At 51.7% G+C, this 20,289-nt stretch carries 18 protein-coding genes and 1 tRNA gene; 1 reads left to right on the forward strand and 18 read right to left on the reverse strand.

Features of this window, described 5'->3' with window-relative positions; translation table 11 throughout:
• Window positions 1–14: 14 nt before the first annotated feature.
• The 17 genes from secY2 to ACYVUU_RS06500 all read right to left on the reverse strand — a co-directional run bounded on the left by secY2 (window position 15) and on the right by ACYVUU_RS06500 (window position 18,273).
• A complete protein-coding gene (gene secY2, locus ACYVUU_RS06420) occupies window positions 15–1,226 on the reverse strand; it encodes an accessory Sec system protein translocase subunit SecY2 (protein ID WP_484500373.1) in 1,212 nt (403 codons plus the stop codon).
• 247 nt (window positions 1,227–1,473) lie between these two features.
• A complete protein-coding gene (locus ACYVUU_RS06425; protein WP_484500374.1) occupies window positions 1,474–2,658 on the reverse strand; it encodes an aminotransferase class I/II-fold pyridoxal phosphate-dependent enzyme in 1,185 nt (394 codons plus the stop codon).
• A gap of 180 nt (window positions 2,659–2,838) precedes the next feature.
• A complete protein-coding gene (gene lysA / locus ACYVUU_RS06430; protein ID WP_484500375.1) occupies window positions 2,839–4,149 on the reverse strand; it encodes a diaminopimelate decarboxylase in 1,311 nt (436 codons plus the stop codon).
• A gap of 140 nt (window positions 4,150–4,289) precedes the next feature.
• Window positions 4,290–4,361: transfer RNA gene (locus tag ACYVUU_RS06435), tRNA-Gln, on the reverse strand.
• 128 nt (window positions 4,362–4,489) lie between these two features.
• On the reverse strand, window positions 4,490–5,224 hold the full coding sequence (locus tag ACYVUU_RS06440; RefSeq protein WP_484500376.1) for a TFIIB-type zinc finger domain-containing protein: 735 nt from the start codon (window positions 5,222–5,224) through the stop codon (window positions 4,490–4,492).
• 151 nt (window positions 5,225–5,375) lie between these two features.
• Entirely contained in the window at window positions 5,376–6,731 is a 1,356-nt protein-coding gene (locus ACYVUU_RS06445; RefSeq protein WP_484500378.1) for a Rib/alpha-like domain-containing protein, read from the reverse strand.
• A gap of 182 nt (window positions 6,732–6,913) precedes the next feature.
• Window positions 6,914–7,810, reverse strand: a complete 897-nt coding sequence (locus tag ACYVUU_RS06450) for an aldose 1-epimerase family protein (RefSeq protein WP_439774645.1) — start codon at window positions 7,808–7,810, stop codon at window positions 6,914–6,916.
• A 63-nt stretch (window positions 7,811–7,873) separates the two neighbouring features.
• Window positions 7,874–9,268, reverse strand: a complete 1,395-nt coding sequence (gene hslU / locus ACYVUU_RS06455; protein WP_484500379.1) for an ATP-dependent protease ATPase subunit HslU — start codon at window positions 9,266–9,268, stop codon at window positions 7,874–7,876.
• Between the two features lie 2 nt (window positions 9,269–9,270).
• The gene (gene hslV / locus ACYVUU_RS06460; RefSeq protein WP_003618695.1) at window positions 9,271–9,804 is read right to left on the reverse strand and encodes an ATP-dependent protease subunit HslV; all 534 of its coding nucleotides are present in this window, start codon (window positions 9,802–9,804) and stop codon (window positions 9,271–9,273) included.
• A 116-nt stretch (window positions 9,805–9,920) separates the two neighbouring features.
• Complete coding sequence (xerC, locus tag ACYVUU_RS06465) at window positions 9,921–10,808, reverse strand: tyrosine recombinase XerC (RefSeq protein WP_484500380.1); 888 nt, start codon at window positions 10,806–10,808, stop codon at window positions 9,921–9,923.
• A complete protein-coding gene (gene trmFO, locus ACYVUU_RS06470) occupies window positions 10,808–12,127 on the reverse strand; it encodes a methylenetetrahydrofolate--tRNA-(uracil(54)-C(5))-methyltransferase (FADH(2)-oxidizing) TrmFO (protein ID WP_439775511.1) in 1,320 nt (439 codons plus the stop codon). Before trmFO ends, xerC begins: the two co-directional genes overlap by 1 nt.
• A gap of 137 nt (window positions 12,128–12,264) precedes the next feature.
• Entirely contained in the window at window positions 12,265–14,439 is a 2,175-nt protein-coding gene (gene topA, locus ACYVUU_RS06475) for a type I DNA topoisomerase (RefSeq protein ID WP_439775510.1), read from the reverse strand.
• 126 nt (window positions 14,440–14,565) lie between these two features.
• Entirely contained in the window at window positions 14,566–15,405 is an 840-nt protein-coding gene (gene dprA / locus ACYVUU_RS06480; protein WP_484500381.1) for a DNA-processing protein DprA, read from the reverse strand.
• Window positions 15,406–15,501: 96 nt separating this feature from the next.
• Window positions 15,502–16,272, reverse strand: a complete 771-nt coding sequence (locus ACYVUU_RS06485) for a ribonuclease HII (protein WP_484500382.1) — start codon at window positions 16,270–16,272, stop codon at window positions 15,502–15,504.
• Window positions 16,262–17,119 (reverse strand): ribosome biogenesis GTPase YlqF, encoded by an 858-nt coding sequence (gene ylqF / locus ACYVUU_RS06490; protein ID WP_439775507.1) that lies wholly within the window; start codon window positions 17,117–17,119, stop codon window positions 16,262–16,264. Before ylqF ends, ACYVUU_RS06485 begins: the two co-directional genes overlap by 11 nt.
• Before the next feature lie 74 nt (window positions 17,120–17,193).
• Window positions 17,194–17,424 (reverse strand): YozE family protein, encoded by a 231-nt coding sequence (locus ACYVUU_RS06495; RefSeq protein WP_439775506.1) that lies wholly within the window; start codon window positions 17,422–17,424, stop codon window positions 17,194–17,196.
• Between the two features lie 3 nt (window positions 17,425–17,427).
• The gene (locus ACYVUU_RS06500; RefSeq protein WP_439775505.1) at window positions 17,428–18,273 is read right to left on the reverse strand and encodes a DegV family protein; all 846 of its coding nucleotides are present in this window, start codon (window positions 18,271–18,273) and stop codon (window positions 17,428–17,430) included.
• A 135-nt stretch (window positions 18,274–18,408) separates the two neighbouring features.
• On the opposite strand from ACYVUU_RS06500, the gene trhA reads away from it, so the two are divergent.
• Window positions 18,409–19,071 carry a PAQR family membrane homeostasis protein TrhA gene (gene trhA, locus ACYVUU_RS06505; protein ID WP_484500383.1) on the forward strand — a complete coding sequence of 221 codons (663 nt, stop codon included), beginning with the start codon at window positions 18,409–18,411 and terminating at the stop codon, window positions 19,069–19,071.
• A 25-nt stretch (window positions 19,072–19,096) separates the two neighbouring features.
• Here the strand turns inward: trhA and ACYVUU_RS06510 are convergent, their stop codons facing one another.
• Entirely contained in the window at window positions 19,097–20,287 is a 1,191-nt protein-coding gene (locus ACYVUU_RS06510; protein WP_484500384.1) for a CCA tRNA nucleotidyltransferase, read from the reverse strand.
• Window positions 20,288–20,289: the final 2 nt, after the last annotated feature.

Here is a 20,289-nt window from a genome sequence, read left to right on the forward strand (position 1 = left end):
TTTCCTCCCTTCTCCTAAAGCAGCCCCCGGTACTGGCCTCTGATTTGCAGGACTTCAATCTGCTCAGCAATCGCTGCCCCAAAGCCAGCTAAGATAATGACGTAGTTGGGCAGCATGACCAAGCTGGACAATTTTGCGTCAAGCAGAGTGAGGCCCAGCGGCAGACCAGTAAAGACCACGAAATAGATCGAACTGACGAAAGAAAAAATATTGATCAAGTGGCGGAGGTATTTTTCCGTCTCCTTGCCCGGCCGGTAGCCAGGAACATAGTCACCTGACTTCTGCATGTCGTCAGCCTGCTGGACCGGGTCAATTGAGATATATGAAAAGCCGTAAGTCAGCCCCACCAGGATTAAGCAGTAAAGAATAAGGCCGCTGACCTGGCTTAAGTCAAAGGCATTGGCTAACTGCTTGAACAGTTTCCAAGAAGACAAATTGTAGAAAAACTGCAAGAGATATTTTGGCAAGACAAACATGGTCGTGGCAAACATGGCTGGCATGGAGCCGGCTGGCAGGATTCTGATCGGCAGGTAGGACTCTGAGCCAAATTCCGCGCTGATCAAGAGCTTGGTTACCGGCACCCGGCGCTCAGCGTTGGTCAAGATAACTGTAATTACTCCCAAAAGGAGGATGACAAAGAGAGCCAGGGCCCGGACAATGTTGGCGCTTTGGGCGCTGAGGCCCGGGATGAGGCCATTGGCAAAAGACTTCATTAATGTAAAGAACATGTTGGCCATCAGAATCAAGCTGATTCCGCCCAGGCCATTTTTGTCATTTTCAACGCTCAGCCAGATCAACAGAAAGCTGCCTGTCATGAGGAAAAGGCCGGCAGCCAGACGGGTGCCAAAGCTGCTGCTGGTCAGTTGGAACTCCCGCAGCATCACCGTTGCTTGAATCACGGTCAAGAAAAAGGTCAAGGTCTTTTGCCAGATGTCCATCTTCTTCTCGGTCATCTTAGACATCATCGGCAGACGGAGCTGAGCCAGCATCCCAGTGATGATCATGGCTGACATCCAAGGACTGATCCCTAAAGAAAAGAGGCTGGCCTGACTGCTGTCGCCCCCCGTTGCCACGAGCAAAACATTTGGCTGGCCGGTCTGCATTTTGGCAAAAGGCAGGGGAATATGCTTGCCAAAAACAAAGATCCCTAAATAAAGCACGGACCACCATGCTTTGGTCAGAATCGTGCTTATTCCCAAATCTTTTAAAGAGGCCTTTTTACCCATAATTATCATCACTACATTTCACTAGATTTCGGAGCATGCCCGGCACGTTATTTCCTTTATCCTATAGAAGAAATCATTTCATATTGTCTTTTCTTTTGAAAATAGGTCACGCAAACCCGGCATTGCTTACTATTTAAATAATAACATAGGGCCAGCCCTTATGGTAATTTCCGCCACTTTTTGGCCGCTAAAGAAAAAAGCACGGCTTCTGCGAAGATACCGTACTTTAATAATCTAATAAAATTTATTATTCTGCTTCCACAAACTTGGTAATCCGCTTAAGGGCCTCTTGCAGGGCTTCATCGCTGGAAGCGTAGGACATCCGGACGTAGCCTGCCCCGCCAGCACCAAAGTAGCTGCCCGGGATCACGCCAACTCTGGCGTCTTTGGCCAAAGCCTTGGCAAAGCCAACGTCGTCACCCTGGTACTTTTCAGGAATCTTGGCGAAGATGTAGAAGGCGCCGCGCGGCAAGGCCATGGCAAAGCCCAGCTTCTTCAAGCCCTTTTCCATGAAGTTTACCCGGCGCTGGTAAATGTCTCTGAATTCCTTCGGGTCATCCAGGCCGTTGGTCAAAGCTTCAATGGCAGCGGCTTGCACGTTGTTGGTCACGACCGTGATCATGAAGTCATTCATCTTCCGCACGCTGGCCATAATTTCAGCTGGCCCGCAGATGTAGCCCAGCCGCCAGCCAGTCATGGCATGAGACTTGGACAGACCGGAAATAAAGATAGTTCTCTCTGGGATATAAATAGACAAGGAGTAGTGCTTGGCATCCCCGTAGATCAGTTCTGAGTAAATTTCGTCACTGATGGCGTACATGTGGTGCTTCTTGATCACTTCAGCCAGACCTTCAATGACTTCCTTAGGGTAGGTTACCCCGGTTGGGTTGGTCGGGTCGTTCAGCATAATCGCCTTGACCCCCTTGCCTTCCCGTTCAATAACTTCTTCCAGCTTCTCTGGAGTCAAGACAAAGCCGGTGTCTGAGGTGTCAACTTCAACTGGCGTAGCCCCGGTCAAGCAGACCAGCTGCATATACATTGACCAGACTGGAGTTGGCACGATCACCTTGTCGCCGTCATTCAACAGAGCCGACAAGGTACAGGTCAAGGCTTCAGTTGCCCCGACTGTCACCGTGATTTCACTTTCCGGGTCATATTCAACGCCGGTTAAGCCCTTAACGTACTTGCTGATGGCCTTGAGCAGTTCCGGCTTACCAGACTGCGGGCCGTAGTGGCTGTCATTGTTTTCAATGTCCCGGATGGCTGCCTGCTTGATGTGTTCCGGGGTATTCAAGTCCGGTTCCCCCAGGGTCAGTTTAACGACGTCGTCAAACTGGGAAACGTACTTGTCAAAACGGCGGATATCTGAAGGAACCACAGCATCAAGCTTGTGGTTGATAATCGGCAGTAAATCTTGCGCTAATTTTGGCATTCGAAAAACCTCTTCATTCAAATCAAAAAGAACAGCAACTTAACATTTAAGCCTATTTTAGCATAGTTTGTTAAGCAAAGCGGCAGATAATGCTAACTTTGTCTATTTTTTCTCAAATGAAAAATCATTTTCTTAATTCTGCGCCGGCTAAAAGTTTATTTTGTTAAAAATATGCCAGGATTATTTTTGGTATTTTAAGTCATTGGCAATCAAGTCGTCGTAGCTTTCCCGCTTGATCACCAGCTGGTCAAGTCCGTCTTCAGCGAAAACCACGGCTGGACGGGGATTGCGGTTGTAATTTGACGCCATGGAGTAGCCATAGGCACCTGTGCTTAACAGGGCAACTAGGTCGCCAGGTTCGGTTTTTGGCAAAGGACAGGACTTGATCAAAATATCCCCGCTTTCGCAGTACTTGCCAACCAGGTTGACCCTTTCTTCATCTTCTGCCTGGGGGCGGTCAGCGACAACAGCTGAATATTCGGCTTGGTAAAGAGCTGGCCGGATATTGTCCCCCATCCCCCCGTCAAGGGCAACATAGCTTGGGTAACCCGGCAGGTCCTTTCTTGAGCCGACCGTGTAGAGGCTCCAGCCAGCAGGGCCGACGATTGACCGGCCTGGTTCAATCCAGATAGCCGGCAATTTCAAGCCGCTCTCCTGGCACTTGTTCTTGACTTCCTTGACGATGGCCCGGACAAATTCTTCAGCTGGAAGCGGCTGGTCTTGGTCGGTGTAGTGGATGCCGAAGCCGCCACCCACGTTCAAGATGTCAGCTTCATAGCCATACTTTTCTTTCCAGGCCGTGGCCAGCTGGCAGAGCTTGTCAGCGCAGCCCACGAAGCCTCGGACGTCAAAAATCTGCGAGCCGATATGGGCGTGGATACCGGCCATCTTCATCCGGGGATTGGCCAAGACAAGTTCTAAAGCCCGGTCCGCCTGGCCGCTTTCCATGTCAAAGCCAAACTTGGAGTCAACCTGTCCAGTCTGGATGTATTCGTTGGTGTGGGCGCTGATGCCGGGAGTAACCCGGAGCATGACCTTGCTGCTTGCGTCTTTTTCTTCCAGAACCTGGCTGAGCAAGTCGATTTCATGGAAGTTGTCGACAATAATTACCCCGACTCCCTGATCAACGGCTAATTCCAGTTCTGACCGGCTCTTGTTGTTGCCGTGGAAGCTCACCTTATCCATGGGAAAGCCCGCCTTCATGGCCGTCCAGAGTTCCCCGCCGGAAACGACGTCGGTATGGCCGCCTTCTTCATTGATCACCTGGTAGATAGCCAGACAGGAAAAAGCCTTTGAGGCATAGCTGACTTCGTAGTCTACTCCTTCTTCTTCAAAGACCCGCTTGAAGGCCCGAATTGCCTGCCGGATTCTGCCCACGTCAAACACCTGCAGGGGAGTCTGGTACTTGGCCGCCAGTTCCAGGGCATCTACCCCGGCAATTTGCAAATGGCCGGCTTGATTGACATCGCTTGCTTTGATTAATCCGTTCACGGTCTTACCTCATCTTTTTTTCTAAAAAATCTAATCAACTTAAGTAATAAGTTTATCCTTCCTGCCGAATCCGGTCAAGGCAGGTGATTTAGTAAAGCAGAAAAACAAAAAAGACACCCAGCTGGGTGTCTTCCTTACAATTGCGTTAGCTGGATTCGAACCAGCGCATGACGGTACCAAAAACCGTTGCCTTACCACTTGGCTATAACGCAATCTCAAACTTCAACCAAGGGACGGCTCCTCGCATCCCCCGATCAAGTTATATGATACTTAACTTTTTAATTCTTGGCAAGCCTTTTTTTACAAAAAATTTGCTTTCTCCCGCGATCACTTTAAAAAGTTAACTATTGACCAGTTTTTTGGCCTTTTCCTCGGCCTTCAAGCCTGCAAAATATGCTCTCTCTTCATTTACATTGCCGATGACAATCGTGCCCCGCTTCTGGTTGATGCTCAAGTCATCGATAATGGCATCGATCAGTTCCCAAAAGTATGAATTGGCTGCTGCCAAATCATCACTTTCCCCAACGCAGAGGTGGGCTGCTCGGCTCATCAAGAGCCAGGCCCGGCCTGCTTCTTCCTGCATCTTCCGGTGGGCCTTCTCTAAAGTCTGCCTAGAGCTCAGTTCCAAGCGCTGAGCCTGCTTTTGGAAATCTTCTTCGTATTCTTCTTCAAGTGCCAGGGCAAAGACGATCACTTCACCCAGAGCCCGGCTGGCAAAAGCAAAGTAGCTTTCTCCCCCACTTTTCCGGCTGGCTGCCAAAGCCGCCCGCAGCTGACCCAAAAGTGGGGCAAAATCAGCCGCGGAATCGAGCTGGCTGCCAGCAAGGGCAGCGTAAAAAGCTGCCTGCTGGTCCCCTTCATCTGCCAGGGCCAGGTAAAGCTGCCTGGCCTGCTTAAAGCGTTTAGCCCGGTAGGCCTGCTTGGCTTCAGCGTAAATTTCTGCCAGGTCTTTCAAGTCAAATTGCCGGCGCAGTTCACTGGCTGAATAGGCTGCCCCGCAAGACTGGCAGACAAAACGCCCGCCCTCCTTTAATAAATCTCTTTGCCCGCAAAGCTCACATTTGATTTTCCTCATTGTTTTCCCCATGTTTTCTTGATCTTTTACGCTTTCCTTTGTAACCGCTTACTAACCGCTATTATAACAAAAGTTCCTATAAAAAGGCAGGTTAAAAAACAAAAAATCAAGACCGGAAAAGTCTTGATTTTGAAAAATATTCTTAAAAATATCAGTTTTTCTGTGTGCTTGCGGCCGGAGCAGCAACTTCAATAATGAATTCAGAACTGGTCCAGGTCGACTTGTCCGGGTAAGTCACCTTGATCTGGGTCTTATAGCTGCCTGCTTTGGCAAAATCTGGCGCCGTTACGAAACTGGCCTGGCTGCCGTCAGGCAAAGAAGCAAAGTTGGCGATCAAGCTGGAAGCCGCGATTGGCTTGCCCGCTTGCGTCTGGGCAGCCAAAAGGACCGGCGTGTAGCGGGTGGAATCAGCTGGATCTTTAACAGTTACCGTCAAAAAGGCACTGGTCTCCTTGCTCTTGTCCGGATAAGTTACCTGGATTTTGGTCCGGTAGCTGCCAGCCTTTTGCCAATTTGGCTGGGCAGTGAAGGCAAACTTGCTCTTCTTTGGCAGACTGGAAAGGTTGGTTACCAGCTGAGCCGGAGTCAATTTCTGCCCGGCCTTTACCACTCCTGAGCGGACTTTGACCTGGTAGCGGGCCTTGTCTGTCTGCCGCTTGACTTTGACTTTAACAAAAGGCGTCACTTCCCAGCTCTTGTCCGGGTAAGTCACTTTGACAGCGACCAAGTAAGTCCCTGCTTGCTTAGTGTTGATCTTTTGCGAGAGCCGGTACTTGCTCTTCTTAGGCAAGGACTTGGCGTTTTTAATTAAGGACTTAGCAGTCAATTTTGCCCCATAAGCGACGGTCTTGCCCTTGATCTTCGGCTGGTACTTGCTCTTGTCCGTCTGCCGCTTGACCGTCACCTTGACCTGGCGAGTATATTCTTGACTCTTGTCTGGATAGGTGACTAATACGGCCGTGTAGTAAGTCCCGGCCCGCTTGAAGTTTGGCACTCTGGCGAAGCGGAAGCTGGTCTTCTTCGGCAATTTTGCCCGGTTGGTGACCAGGCGCTTTGACTTAAAAGCCTGGCCAAAAGCAGTCGTCTTCCCCGTCACCTTAGCCTGGTAGCGCTTGGCATCCTTTACCCGCTTTTTGGCCTTCTTCTTATTAACCTTTTTATGCTTCTTGACCGTCTTCTTAGCCTTCCAAGCATGGTCATAAACGCTGACGGTCACTTGCTGGCTGGTCTCCATTGAGTTGTCCGGGTAAAGCAGGCGGATCCTGGTCTGATAGGTCCCCGCCTTGGCGAAATTGGGCTCGGGCACGAATTCATAAACCGTGTTGGCTGGCAGTTTGTTGGCATTCTTGACCAGGTCCCGGGCAATCCGGTAGTTGCCTTCCCGTACCTGCAAGTTTCTGACCTCCGGATTATATTCGCTTGCCTGACTGGCCTGACTTACCTGGCCCGTTAAAAGGCAAAGGGGAGTCAAAGCGGCTGCCGCGAGGGCGCTGTACAGCTTCTTCATTTTTTATTCCTCCAAAACACAATTCAACTATTTCTTACAAACACATACTTTATGCCCTAATTATAGTCCAAATCGTTTGATTTTTGTTCCCGCTTTCAGAATATTTTTGACCTTTTTGGGTATAAAAAAAGCTGCCCGCTTCAGGCAGCTCATGCAAAAAATCACTTTTGCTTTTCTCTATTTTATTCGCTCCGGACCTTGCTGTGGAAGGACATGCGGAAGCTGGCTTCAAAGTCTTCCCCACTGGCCAAGCGGTTCATCCCCTTCTTGTTTTCCAGGTTCCCGTCGGTATCAGTGAGGTCAGCAATCCCCCACCAAGGTTCGATGCAGACGTAATTGCCGGTCTTTGGATACTGGGACCAAACACCCACGTATGGTGCGGAGTCAGTTCTGACATTGATATGGAAGCGGCTGGTTTCCGTCTTGATGGAGAACTTGTTGTCCGGGTGCCGCATCACCAGCACCATGGCGTCATTTTTGAACAGGTCGTCAGTAATGGTGATCATGCTTTCAGTTGGCGCTAGGGACCGCTTTTCCCAGTTGAGCAGGCCGTTTTCCAGCGGCACCATTGCCCGCGGCTTTGCCGGGTTGACCTGCAGGTAAAAGTCATCCTTCTTGACCCCATCTTCAACTGGCAGGGCAAAGCCTGGGTGGCCGCCGACGCCAAAGATCATGTCCCCTTCACCCTTGTTGGTGACGTGGAAGCTTTCCTTGATCATGTTGTTCAAAAGCTCGTAGCTGACCCGGAATTCAAACTTGAAGGGATAGACGGCTCTGGTTTCTTCCGTGTCCGTCAAAAGGAAGGTCAGCTTTTCCTTGCTTTGCTCTTCCAGGGCAAATTCCATGTCACGGGCAAAACCATGCTGGGTCATGTGGTAGCTCTTACCTTGATAGCTGTACTCATCGTTTTTCAGCTTGCCCACGATTGGGAACAAGACTGGAGCATGCCGGCCCCAGACTTCCGAGTCAGCCTGCCAGATGTATTCATTGCCAATATGCTTGCCAATGACGCTCTGGAGTTCTGCCCCGTGACTTGACACCGTAACCTTAAGAATTTCATTTTCGATAGTATAATCCATTATTTGCCCCTTAATACTCTTATTTTTTCTTTTTTTCTAAACTCAATTGCATTTTTACACTTATCACAGGATGAACTTGGTCAAGTCCTTATTCTTGACGATATCACTTAACTTCTGTTCAACATAGGCCTGGGTGATGGTAATTTGCCCCATTTCCATGTCCGGCCCTTCATAGAGAACTTCTTCCAGCAGCTTCTCCAAGATAGTGGCCAGACGGCGGGCACCAATGTTATCAGTCCCTTGGTTGACCTCAAAGGCGATTTCGGCAATCTTGTCGACTGCTTCTGCCGTAAAGACCAGGTCCACCCCGTCAGCCTTCAGCAAGGCAATGTACTGCTTCAAGAGGGAATTTTGCGGGTCCTTCAAGATTCTGACGAAGTCGTCCTTGGTCAAGGCATTCAGCTCAACTCTGATTGGGAAACGGCCCTGCAGTTCTGGAATGAGGTCGCTCGGCTTGCTTTCGGCAAAGGCCCCGGCCGCGATGAAGAGGATGTGGTCGGTTGACAGGGGACCGTACTTGGTGCTTACGGTTGAACCTTCAACGATCGGCAGGATGTCTCTTTGAACCCCTTCTCTTGAGACGCCGGCGGAGTTGCGCTTGTCAGCCGCGGTAATCTTGTCAATTTCGTCGATGAAGATGATCCCGCTTTGGCCGGCCCGGTCCATGGCCTTTTGGTAGATGTCATCATAGTTGACCAGCTTATGTTCTTCTTCTTGGACCAAAAGCTTTCTGGCCTGGCTGACCGGCAGGGTCCGCTTGACCTTCCGCTTAGGGAGCATGTCGCCCAGCATGCTGGACATGTCCATCCCCATCTGCCCCATCATGTCGCCCATTGGGTTGGCCTTAGGCGCTTGTTCGACTTCGATGGTGACTTCTTCGTTTTCCAGGAGCCCCCGGTCCAGCTTTTCAGCCACGCTGAGTCTTTGGTTTCTGATTTCGTCAGTGACTTCTTCAGTTTCTTCCGGCATCCCGCCGCCAGCCAGCAGGCTCTGCATCATTTCCTGCATCTGCTGCATCTGGTTTTGCCGGTTGTTTCTCTTCACGCCCGGCACCAGCAGGCGGACCAGGGTCTTGTTGGCCTGGCGGATGGCCTGGCCTTCAACCTTGGCGAACTCTTCTTTTTCCACGATCCGGACAGCTTCATTGGCCAGGTCCCGGACCATCGATTCCACATCCCGGCCCACGTAGCCGACTTCAGTGAACTTGGTAGCTTCAACCTTGACGAAAGGAGCGTCGACGATGTCCGCCAGGCGGCGGGCAATTTCGGTCTTGCCGACCCCAGTTGGCCCAGCCATCAAGATATTCTTTGGCGTAATGTCCTTTTGCACGTTTTCTGGCAGCTGGGCCCGGCGGTAGCGGTTGTACAGGGCAATAGCCACTGACTTCTTGGCTTCAGTTTGCCCGACAATGTACTTGTCCAGCAGCTCAACGATCTGCTTTGGCGTTTTCTCTCTCATCCCTATTTTTCCTCGATTTCATCCGTAACAATTTCGTGGTCGGTAAAGACATCGATGTCAGCAGCAATGTTGACCGCTTCCTTGGCGATTTCACTGGCCGTCATCCCGCTGGCGTGCCGCAGCATCCCCACGGCTGCCGCCTGAGCATAGTAGCCGCCAGAGCCGATCGCCACTACGCTTTCGTCTGGTTCAAGTACTTCCCCGTTCCCGGAGATCAAGAGCAGATCCTGGTCGTTAAAAGCAATTACCATGGCTTCCAATTTCTGCAAGGCCGGGTCTTTTCTCCAGGACTGGGCCATTTCCACCGCTGCCCGGCGCAAGTCGCCGCTGTAGCTTTCCAGCTTCCCTTCCAGCATTTCTTGCAGGCTGACGGCATCCGCCACCCCGCCGGCAAAGCCGATCACTACTTGGTCATGGTAAATACGGCGGATCTTCTTGGCCGTTGTCTTGGCAATAATGCTCTTGCCCAGGGTCACCTGGCCGTCACCGGCAATGGCCGTCTGGCCATTGTACTTCACTGAACAAATCGTTGTCATTTTTTCCTCCGTTTTTTGGCTTTTCTGTTTGTTTTCTTGTTTTCGTCATTTAAAATTCTTGCTGAAAAGCCAAAATGATTGACGCTTTCCAGCTATTTTCATAATAACACTTTTCCTCATTTTCGGGGAAAATGCTGGCGATATTCTGCCGTCAGCTGCTGCATGCTGACGTGGGTGTAAATCTGAGTCGTTGACAAGTCCTTATGGCCCAAAAGCTCCTGCACGCTCCTTAAATCCGCCCCGTTGTTGAGCATGGCGGTCGCGAAGCTATGGCGAAGTTCATGGGGATGGGCGCCGGCCGTCAGGCCGGCTTTTTGAAAGATCTGCTGGACGACTTTGGCTACCCCCCGGCTTGAGATTGGCTTGCCGCGGCTATTTAAAAAAACTGCCCCAGTATCTGCCTCATTTTTCAATAAACTTGGCCGGGCAGCTTGCAGATAATCTTCCAGGTACTTTTTGCTCTCCTGGTCAAAAAAGACATAGCGGTCCTTGTTGCCCTTGCCGTGCACTAAAATCATGCCGTTTTCCAGGTCAAGCTGGCTGATTTTCAAATCCGTCAGCTCGCTCAGCCGCATCCCGGTCGCGTAAAAAAGAGCCAGGATTGCCCGGTTGCGGACTGTTAACGGTTTGCCATCATTTAACGTCTTGATGACTTGGCCAACTTCATCCTGGTAGAAAAATTCAGGCAGCTTTTTCTTCCCCCGCCTAAGCTGAATAACCACGGTCGGGTCAGCCTTAACCAGGCCCCGCTTGGTCAAAAAGCGGTAAAAAGATTTAAGACTGGACAATTTCCGGGACAAGGTGCTGGAAGCCAGCTTTTGCCCAAGCGCCTGCAGGTAAATTTCCAGGTCCCGGCGGGAAATTTTATCCCAGCCGGGAAAGCCCCCATTTTCCTGCCAGAATTTTTCAGCCGCCGCCATGTCCTTTTGGTAGGCCAGAATGGTTTTAGGGCTGTAAGAGCGCTCATTTTTCAAGTAAGAAAGAAACTGCTCTTCAAGGGTCATTAGTCAGCCAGCTTCTCTGCCTTAAAGGCGGCCAGGTCTGCCAGGCCCCGCTCGCTGATCTTTTCGTGGCGCTCGCGCTTGTTTCTGATCTTCTTGCCTTCCAGACCCGGGATCAAGGCAAAGCTGGCGTTCATCGGCTGGAAGTGCTTGGCGTCAGTGGTCGTAATGTAGTGGGCCATGGAGCCAAGAGCCGTCGTTACCGGGAATTCAACCGTGTCCTTGCCCAATGCTTCTCTGGCCGCGTTGATTCCGGCCACCAGGCCGCTGCCGGCACTTTCCACGTAGCCTTCCACCCCGGTCATCTGGCCGGCAAAGAAGAGGCCCGGCTGCTTTTTAGCTTCGTAGCTGGCCTTCAACACTTCCGGGCTGGCCATGTAAGTATTCCGGTGCATCTTGCCATAACGGACGAAGCGGGCATTTTCCAAGCCCGGAATCATTTGGAAGACCCGCTTTTGTTCCCCATACTTGAGGTGGGTCTGGAAGCCCACGATGTTGTACATGGAGGCAGCGGCATTGTCTTGGCGGAGCTGGACGACCGCGTAAGGGGTCTTGCCGTCCTTCGGGTTCTCCAGACCAACAGGCTTTAAAGGACCAAAGAGCATGGTCTTGGCCCCCCGGGCAGCCATGACTTCAATCGGCATGCAGCCTTCAAAGACTTCACTGTTCTCAAAGCCGTGCATTTCTGCCGTTTCCGCGTGAACCAGGGCGTTAGCAAAGCGGTCGTATTCTTCCTTGGTCATCGGGCAGTTGAGGTAGGCGGCTTCGCCCCGGTCATACCGGCTCTTCTTGTAGACGATGTCCATGTCGATGGAGTCAGCCGCGATGATTGGGGCTGCCGCGTCAAAGAAGTGGAGGCTGTCTGTCCCTTCAAAATCCTGGATCTTTTCAGCCAAAGCATCGCTGGTCAATGGTCCAGTCGCGATAATAGTGATGCCTTCAGTTGGCAGGTCGGTGATTTCTTCATCATGAATAGTCACTTCCGGCAGGCTGGTCAGTTTGTCAGTCACGTATTTGGAGAAAAGCTCCCGGTCAACTGCCAGGGCCCCGCCAGCTGGAACCTGGCAGGCATCAGCGGCTTGCATGATCAGGGAGTCCATCTGCCGCATTTCTTCTTTCAAAAGGCCAACAGCGTTTGAGAGCTGGTTGGACCGCATGGAGTTGGTGCAAACCAATTCCGCGAAATTGCCGCTTTCATGGGCCGGGGTCATTTTCTTTGGCCGCATTTCATACAAGTCGACCTTAATCCCTCTTTTAGCCAGCTGCCAAGCTGCTTCGCTGCCGGCCAGACCGGCGCCGATTACCGTAACTTTTTCTGTCATTTGTTTCAATCCTTCGCTTAAAAATTATCTACTTGCTATTTTACCGAAAAAGCTCTTCCCTGCCTATTCGCACGCTCTATATAAAAATGCCACCAAGGAATTGGTGACATTTCTGCTTATCTATTGGCTTGTTCTGCTTATTCGGCTTCTTCGCCTTGTTCTTCTCTAGGTTCTTCCTTGTAGTCGCCGTTCGGGCAGAGAACGACAATGCCGTCCTTGCGCTTCTTTTCAACCAGGAAGTGGCCGTCGTTCGGGCAAACCCGGCTGATCGGCTTGTCCCAGGAGACAAAGTCGCAGTCTGGATAGCGGGAGCAGCCATAGAATTTCCGGCCCCGCTTGGACTTCTTCTCCAATACTTCCCCTTTCCCGCACTTCGGGCAGGTAACGCCGACCTTCTTGACGATGGTCTGGGTGTGGCGGCAGTCCGGGAAGCGGGAGCAACCGTAGAACTTGCCATAGCGGCCCATCTTGACCAGCATCGGCGCCCCGCAGATCTCGCAGTCAAAGCCAGCTGGCTGGTCCTTGATCTGGATCTTCTGGATCTCGCTGTCCGCCTTCTCCAGTTCCTTGGAGAATGGCTTGTAGTACTGGTCAACCACGCTGACCCAGTCCTTCTTGCCTTCTTCGACTTCGTCGAGTTCATCTTCCAGCTTGGCCGTGTAGTCAACACTGGTGATGTCCGGGAAGAACTGTTCAACCAGGCCGTCAACGATCTCGCCCAGTTCAGTTGGCACGATCGCCCGCCCTTCCAGCTTGACATAGTTCCGGGACTGGATGTTCTGGATGGTCGGCGCGTAAGTTGACGGCCGCCCAACCCCGTTTTCTTCCAGAGCCCGGACCAGGCTGGCTTCAGTATAGCGGGCCGGTGGCTGGGTAAAGTGCTGCTTGTTGTCTGACTTGGTCAGCTTGACCTCGTCACCTTCTTCAAGTGCCGGCAAGGCCACGTTCTTTTCGCTTCTGTTGTCGTAGACCTTAGTGTAGCCGGCGAACTTCATGACTGACCCGCTGGCTCTGAAGGTCACCCCGTTTTGGGTCAAGTCGTAGCGGACAGTGTCAAAGACGGCTGGAGTCATTTCACTGGCCACAAAGCGGCTCCAAATCAGGGTATAGAGGCGGAGTTCATCCTTGGTCAAAACCTTTTCCAGGGACTTCGGCGTCCGGTAGACGCTGGTCGGCCGGACGGCTTCGTGGGCGTCTTGGGCGTCACCCTGGTTCTTGAAATGGCGCTCTTTCTTAACCGCGAAGTCGCTGCCGTATTCCTCGTCGATAAACTTGGCTGCTTCCTGGCGGGCAACCGGTGAGATCCGCTTGGAGTCAGTTCTCATGTAGGTGATCAAACCGACCGTGCCTTCCTTGCCCAGGGAGATCCCTTCATACAGGTGCTGGGCAATGTTCATGGTCTTTGAGGTCCGGAAATTCAAGCGCCGGTTGGCTTCCTGCTGCATGGTGGAAGTCGTAAAAGGCGCGGCTGGCTGCCGGCGGACTTCTCTTTTGACTACCTTGCTGACCGTAAATGGCTGCTTCTTGTCAAACTTGGCCAGCAGCTTCTGGACGGCCTCGTTATTAGGCAATTCCGTCTTCTTGCCGTCTTCGCCGTAAAAGGACGCTTGGAATTTGTCCTTGCCCTTGGCGAATTCGGCCTCAATCGTCCAGTATTCAACTGGCTTAAAGGCCTTGATCTCCTTTTCCCGGTCGATGACTAGCTTCAAGGCAACTGACTGAACGCGTCCGGCTGACAGGCCCTTCTTGACCTTGGACCAGAGAATCGGCGATAAAGAGTAGCCGACTAAACGGTCCAGGACCCGGCGGGCTTGCTGGGCGTTAACCGTGTCCATGTCGATGGTCCGGGCGTGGTTAAAGGCATCCTTGACCGCGTCCTTGGTAACTTCGTTGAAGGTTACCCGGTTGGCTTCTTTTTCGTCCAAACCTAAAACATGGGCCACGTGCCAGGCAATAGCTTCCCCTTCCCGGTCAGGGTCGGAAGCCAGGTAGACTTTATTGGCCTTCTTGGCTTCAGACTTCAGTTCCTTGATGGTGTCACCCTTGCCCCGGATGGAGATGTATTTTGGCTGGTAGTCATGGTCAATGTCGACCCCCATCTGGGACTTTGGCAAGTCCCGGATGTGTCCTTTAGAGGCGATCACGTGATACTTCCGGCCCAGGTACTTCTCAATAGTGTGGGCCTTGGCTGGAGATTCCACGATGACCAGGTCTTTTTTCACCTTGCTCTTTTTCCGCTTCGGGCTGCTCTTCTTGGCAGCCGTGGTCTTTTTACTGCTCTTGCTCTTGTCTTCTTTTGCTGTAGCAGGCATCAAATGCCCCTTTCACTAAAATTGAAATTAAATCTTCTTCAATATAGAAATAATTTCCGGAATTGTCAACCAAAAGAAAATTAACTTAAGGGAGCAGACAGGCAATTTTTACTTGAATTTAATCTTTCACAGGTTGATTTCCTTGTCGATGACCGGGGTCGCCCCGGCTGAAATCAGCTGATTGGTGCCCGCCGACAAGGGGCTGGTGATGGCGCCTGGAACAGCAAAGACATTTCTGTTTTCCTGCAGGGCCAGATTTGCCGTAATTAAAGATCCTGAATGGGCTTTGGCTTCGGTCACGATCACGTTCTTGCAAATCCCGGCCAAAATCCGGTTGCGCTCTGGAAAGCGGAAGGGCCTTGGCGGCGTGTCGGGCAGGTATTCGCTAAGCAGGAGGCCCCGGGAAGCGATTTGCTGCTGCAGGATAGTATTTTCCCGGGGGTAAAAATAATTTAGTCCGTTAGCCACGACCGCGATGGTCTTGCCGCCAAAATTCAAGGCATTCTGGTGGGCTATGGCATCAACGCCTTTAGCCAGGCCACTGGCAATCACCTGCTTTTTCTTCAGCAAAACAGGCATGAGGTTCTCAATCACCCTGCCGGAATACGGGCTGGGCGTTCTTGAACCCACGATCACCGTCACCTCTTTTTCCAGCAAAGACAAGTCCCCTTTAGCAAAAAGCAGAATCGGCGGCCGATAAATTTCTCTTAGACGTACCGGATAAGCATCGTCAAAGAAACTGATTATTTTGAAATTCTTTTGTAAGTTTTCAATGGCACTTTCGTAGCGATCGCTTAAAAAGGCCCCCTCCACCCGGTAGAGGATTTCATCTGGTAGTTCCAGGCAGTTCAGCCATTCATGGTCCACGTCCTCATCCGGGGGCATCTGCTGCATGACCTGCAATATCTTCAGATAGCTGAGGCCCTTTTGCAGCTTTAGGCGCAGTAAGAATTCGGTTTTGTTCATCTTTTTCCCTCCACTTACTATTACGCCAAAAAGACCATTTTTTCCTTTATCTCTGCAAAATTTTCGGCTTTTTTGCCTAAAAGAAAAAAGGCTGAACTAGTCAGCCTTTTTAAGTCCCACCATCTCGCTCACCGGACTGAAGGTCAGGCGGTGAATCGGGGTTGGACCGTATTTTCTTAATGCTTCCAGGTGATCCTTGGTTCCATAGCCGGCATTATGGTCAAAGGCATAGTCTGGATAAAGACGGGCGTAATCGTCCATCAAGGAGTCTCTGAAGACCTTGGCCACGATTGACGCCGCGGCAATTGAGTTGGACTTGGCATCCCCCTTGATCAATTCTACTTGCGGCAAGTCCACCGGGACATTCATGGCGTCGACCAAAAGAGCATCTGGCCTTGTGCTCAAAGCTTCCACGGCCTGCTTCATGGCCTGGCGGTCAGCCTCGTAAATATTGATCTGGTCGATCACCTTGTTGTCCATGACCCCGACGCCCACGGCAATCGCCTGCTCCAGGATCTTGGGATAGAGGGCCAGGCGCTTTTGCGGGCTCAGCTTCTTTGAGTCATTGACTTCCAATAAGGAAAAATCTTCCGGCAAGACCACGGCTGCAGCCACTACCGGTCCAGCCAAGGGTCCCCGGCCGACTTCATCGACCCCGGCCACCAGCTGCCCCTTTGCCCAAAAGTCTTTTTCATAGGAAAAGCGGGCCAAAAAAGCCTCTTTCTGCTTAGCCAGCTTTTCCTGCCGGCGCTGGTAGCTCTCCAGCAGCTTCTGAACCCCTTTGCGGTCATCTTTGGCTAACTCCGCCAAGATGGCAGGCGCGACTGAATCTGCTTGCAGCAGGTCTTTAATTTCATTAATTTTCATTATTCGCACTTGGCCGGTCCAGGCTGATCCGGCCCAGCTTGCCCTTTCTTAACCGCTGTAGCATAAAGAGAGAGAAGCGGTCATAGTCATCCCGCATCCCGTTGTTTTGGGTCATGGCCAAAAGCAGGTCGGTATCCCCAATATTTTCCAGCTTGTCCTTAGTGCAGTTGGCGAACTTGGCCAGGTAGGCCGGGTAGTACTGGCGCAGTTGCTTGATGACGAAAAGAGCCACGTCGTCAGCGTGGAAAATCGTGTCCTTGATCGCCCCAAAAGCAGCCAGCTTATAGCCCACGTCCTGGTCTTCAAATTTCGGCCAGAGAATCCCTGGCGTGTCCAGAATCTGAATGCCGTAAGGGGTCTTCAGCCAGGCCTGGCCCTTGGTTACCCCTGGCCGGTCCCCGGTGATAGCGACGTTGCGGCCAACCAGGCGATTGATGATGGTGGACTTGCCGCAGTTTGGCACGCCAACTAAGCAGATGCGGATGATCGGGTTGGAGGCCCCTCTCTCTTCCAGTTTCTTAACCTTTTCACTGGCTGCCTTCTTGATCAGAGTAATCAGAGCCTGCATGTTGGTGTTGTGCTGGGCGTCCATGGCCATGACCAAGGTGCGCGGCCCCTGCAATTTCTTTTGCCAGAGCTTGGTCATCACCGGGTCAGCCAGGTCGGCCTTGTTCAAAATAATCAAGTGGGGCTTGTCGCCAACCAGGTCACTGATCATCGGGTTTCTGGAAGCGCTGGGAATCCGCGCGTCCAAAACTTCGACAACAACGTCAATCAAGTTTAATTTTTCTTCCAGTTGATTCCTGGCCTTGTTCATGTGGCCTGGATACCATTGAATTTTAGTCATTTTTCCTCCCAATAACAGCAGAAAAGGAAGCCTGGGCTCCCTTTCGTGCTTTTCATTGAATCCTAAAAATACTACTAATACTGCATTTTCTCTTCGTAAGCCTGGTAAGCATCGTCAAAAATCGTCATGCTGGGCAGGTAGGCGGCATTTTCTTCCAAGTATTCTGACAATTTGGTCCGGTCCTGTTCCTGTCTGGGGAAGGTCGAGTCAAACTGGGCATTATTGGCAAACTGAGCCAGGTCGCTATTTGAATCCGGATCGCGCAGAGTCATCAGAAACTGGTAAAAACTTTGTCGGTATGCCATATATTACTCCGTGTAAAACATGACCGCGTAGGCCTCATGGCCAGCGTGGGTGATGATGATCGGGCTGGTTTCCTGGACCAGGATCTCCAGGCCCGGGTTGACTTCCTTGAAGCGCTGGGCAAGTTCTTCCATCTTGTCTCTGGTGTCAACGTAAGAGATGCCGACGTACTTGACCTTGTCGCCCAGTTCTTTTAATTGGTCGACCAGCATGTCGTCGAACTTCTTGATGAACTTCTTGCCCCGGCCCCGGTAAGGAACGTTTAAGCTGCCTTCCTTCATGGTCAGGCCGACATGGAAGTTCAATGCTGAAACCACCCGGCCGGCCCACTTGCCTAAGCGGCCGCCAGCCAGAATGTTCTGCAGGTTGGGCACCATCATTTCCAGGTACATGTTCTTGCCGATCTGGTCCAGGTGGGCCAGGATTTCATCCATTTCCTTGCCCGCTTCCGCGTCCTTGGCCGCCTCAATGCAGTAGTAGCCTTGCGAGCGGTCAGTGTAGCCGCAGTCGATGACCGTGATCTTGCCAGCTACCATTTCCGCTGCCTGGCGGGCGGAGTCAACCGTCCCGGACAGGGTCTTGGCCATGAAAATTCCCAAAACCTCACTGCCGTCAGCCGTCAGTTCTTCCATTCTTTCCACGAACAAGCCGACCGGGGGCTGACTGGTCTTGGGCAGTTTTTCCGCCTCATCCATTTTTTGGATAAAGTTGGCCCGGGTAATGTCAACGCCATCCGTGTAGGTATGTCCGTCGATCGTCACCGACAGGGGCACCACCGTAATACCGTATTTTTCAATTTCTTCCGGACTCAGCTGTACTGAGGAATCCGTCATGATCTTGATCTTAGACAATTTAACTGACCTCAATTTCCAAATTATCCTATCAGCTTCTCTGTTGTGATAGAATTAGACTTAATACAGAGTTTAGTATAGCAAATTTTCGGCTAAAAATTATAATTAATTGATCAAAACTGAAAGGTACTTTATATGGCTTTTAATCCTTGGCAACCGGCTGAAGACCGGCCCAAATCTTACTATATCATTGACAATGTGCTCTCAGCCGTCGTGCACGGGATTGGCTTTGGCCTCTCAATCGCTGGCCTGGTCGTTTTAGTAATCCGGGCCGCCCACACCCACAGCGCCCTAAGAGTGACCACATTTGCCATCTACGGCTCCTGCATGATTCTGCTTTACCTCTTCTCAACCCTCTACCACAGCCTGGTCTTTACCAAGGCAAACAAGGTCTTCCAGATCTTTGACCACTCCTCGATCTTTATCGCCATTGCCGGCTCCTATACCCCTTATACCCTGGTCACCATCGGCGGGGCAAAGGGCTGGGTCATGTTCGGCATTATCTGGGCCTTGACGGTCTTTGGGATCCTCTATTATATCTTTAACCAAGGCAAGCATGTGATCGGCGACACCATCCTTTATATCGCCATGGGCTGGATGGTGATTCTGGCAGGCAGCCAGCTTTATTACAGCCTGGGGCCAACCGGCTTTTGGCTCTTAGTCTGGGGAGGCATTGCTTATACCTTCGGCTGCCTCTTCTTTTCTATGCGGGGCTTGCCTTACAGCCATGTTATCTGGCACCTCTTCGTTCTGCTGGGCTCCATCTTGATCTTCTTCTCAGTCTTGTTTTATGTCTAAAAAAGGCGCTGGTCACCAGCGCCTTTTAGATTGCCAAAAATTCCGCGATTGCTTCTGGGTTGTTTTCCACCTGGCCGCTGACTACTCCCTCAAGAGCCTTACGCAAGAGCTGGCCCAGTTCGGGTGAAGGCTTAACGCCCTCTTTAATTAGCCACTGGCCGTCAATGGCCAACTTCCCCGCCTCCTTGATTGGCAGACGGTTATACCGGTCTAAAAGGACCTGGGTAGGCAGTGGCTGACCCAGGAGGCTGGCCAGCTTTAAAGCCGCCTCCAGGTTCTCCTGGCCAATTTCAAAAAGGTCAAAGTCGCTTACTTTCCCCCGGCACAAAAGGTCAAAAGCAGCCACGATCTGCCTGGTCCGCTGGTTCATGGCATTGGAGTTCTTCCAAGCCCGCATGAAAGCTGAGATCTGATCAGCCGGCAGGTTGATTAAAACGGCGATCAAACTCCAAAAAACTGCTTCGTCGTCTGGGCCCGCCTTAAGATCAGTGAAGACGGAGAGCTGGTCTTTTTTCCCCGCCAGGCCCGGGCATTCTTCGCTCAAGCCCGTTGCCAAAAAGTCCTGGAAGGCCCGGCGGCTGTCCTTGCCCAGAGCCAGCTTGACAAACTCCTCTCTGATTCTTTCCACGGAAATCTTGCTTAAAAGCTCGTGGTTGTCAATAATTGCCTGCCTGGTCTTTTCTTCCAGGCTGAACGAAAGCTGGCTCATGAAACGGACTGCCCGCATCATCCGCAAGGCATCCTCGTGGAAACGTTCTTCCGCCACTCCGACCGCCTTGATAACGTGGCGCTTTAAGTCGCCCAGACCGTCAAAAAGATCAATAATCTCCCCTTGCCGGTTCATGGCCAAAGCATTGATGGTAAAGTCCCGCCGCTTTAGGTCCTCATCCAGGTTCTGCACGAAGGTGACCTTGTCCGGCCGGCGGAAGTCCTGGTAGCCGGATTCGGTTCTAAAAGTCGTGATTTCGTAGCTGGAGCCTCCATAAAGGATGGTCACGGTTCCGTGCTGGATGCCAGTGTCAATGCTTTTGGCAAAAGTCTCCTTGACCTCTTCCGGATAAGCACTGGTCGCGATGTCCACGTCATGAATCGGCCGCTCTAAGAGCAGGTCGCGGACGCAGCCGCCGACGAAATAGGCTTCAAAACCAGCTTCTTCCAACTTTTCCAGGACCGGCATGGCCTGGGTAAAAACTTCAGTTATACGAGTATTAGTCATCT

This window comes from Lactobacillus sp. WILCCON 0058 (assembly GCF_057198005.1).

Excerpts from the sequence above, each read along its gene's own strand:
- secY2 (WP_484500373.1), bottom strand. The coding sequence starts at position 1,226 with ATGGGTAAAAAGGCCTCTTTAAAAGATTTGGGAATAAGCACGATTCTG.
- ACYVUU_RS06425 (WP_484500374.1), bottom strand. The coding sequence starts at position 2,658 with ATGCCAAAATTAGCGCAAGATTTACTGCCGATTATCAACCACAAGCTT.
- ACYVUU_RS06440 (WP_484500376.1), bottom strand. The coding sequence starts at position 5,224 with ATGAGGAAAATCAAATGTGAGCTTTGCGGGCAAAGAGATTTATTAAAG.
- ACYVUU_RS06445 (WP_484500378.1), bottom strand. The coding sequence starts at position 6,731 with ATGAAGAAGCTGTACAGCGCCCTCGCGGCAGCCGCTTTGACTCCCCTT.
- ACYVUU_RS06450 (WP_439774645.1), bottom strand. The coding sequence starts at position 7,810 with ATGGATTATACTATCGAAAATGAAATTCTTAAGGTTACGGTGTCAAGT.
- hslU (WP_484500379.1), bottom strand. The coding sequence starts at position 9,268 with ATGAGAGAGAAAACGCCAAAGCAGATCGTTGAGCTGCTGGACAAGTAC.
- hslV (WP_003618695.1), bottom strand. The coding sequence starts at position 9,804 with ATGACAACGATTTGTTCAGTGAAGTACAATGGCCAGACGGCCATTGCC.
- xerC (WP_484500380.1), bottom strand. The coding sequence starts at position 10,808 with ATGACCCTTGAAGAGCAGTTTCTTTCTTACTTGAAAAATGAGCGCTCT.
- trmFO (WP_439775511.1), bottom strand. The coding sequence starts at position 12,127 with ATGACAGAAAAAGTTACGGTAATCGGCGCCGGTCTGGCCGGCAGCGAA.
- topA (WP_439775510.1), bottom strand. The coding sequence starts at position 14,439 with ATGCCTGCTACAGCAAAAGAAGACAAGAGCAAGAGCAGTAAAAAGACC.
- dprA (WP_484500381.1), bottom strand. The coding sequence starts at position 15,405 with ATGAACAAAACCGAATTCTTACTGCGCCTAAAGCTGCAAAAGGGCCTC.
- ACYVUU_RS06485 (WP_484500382.1), bottom strand. The coding sequence starts at position 16,272 with ATGAAAATTAATGAAATTAAAGACCTGCTGCAAGCAGATTCAGTCGCG.
- ylqF (WP_439775507.1), bottom strand. The coding sequence starts at position 17,119 with ATGACTAAAATTCAATGGTATCCAGGCCACATGAACAAGGCCAGGAAT.
- ACYVUU_RS06495 (WP_439775506.1), bottom strand. The coding sequence starts at position 17,424 with ATGGCATACCGACAAAGTTTTTACCAGTTTCTGATGACTCTGCGCGAT.
- trhA (WP_484500383.1), top strand. The coding sequence starts at position 18,409 with ATGGCTTTTAATCCTTGGCAACCGGCTGAAGACCGGCCCAAATCTTAC.
- ACYVUU_RS06510 (WP_484500384.1), bottom strand. The coding sequence starts at position 20,287 with ATGACTAATACTCGTATAACTGAAGTTTTTACCCAGGCCATGCCGGTC.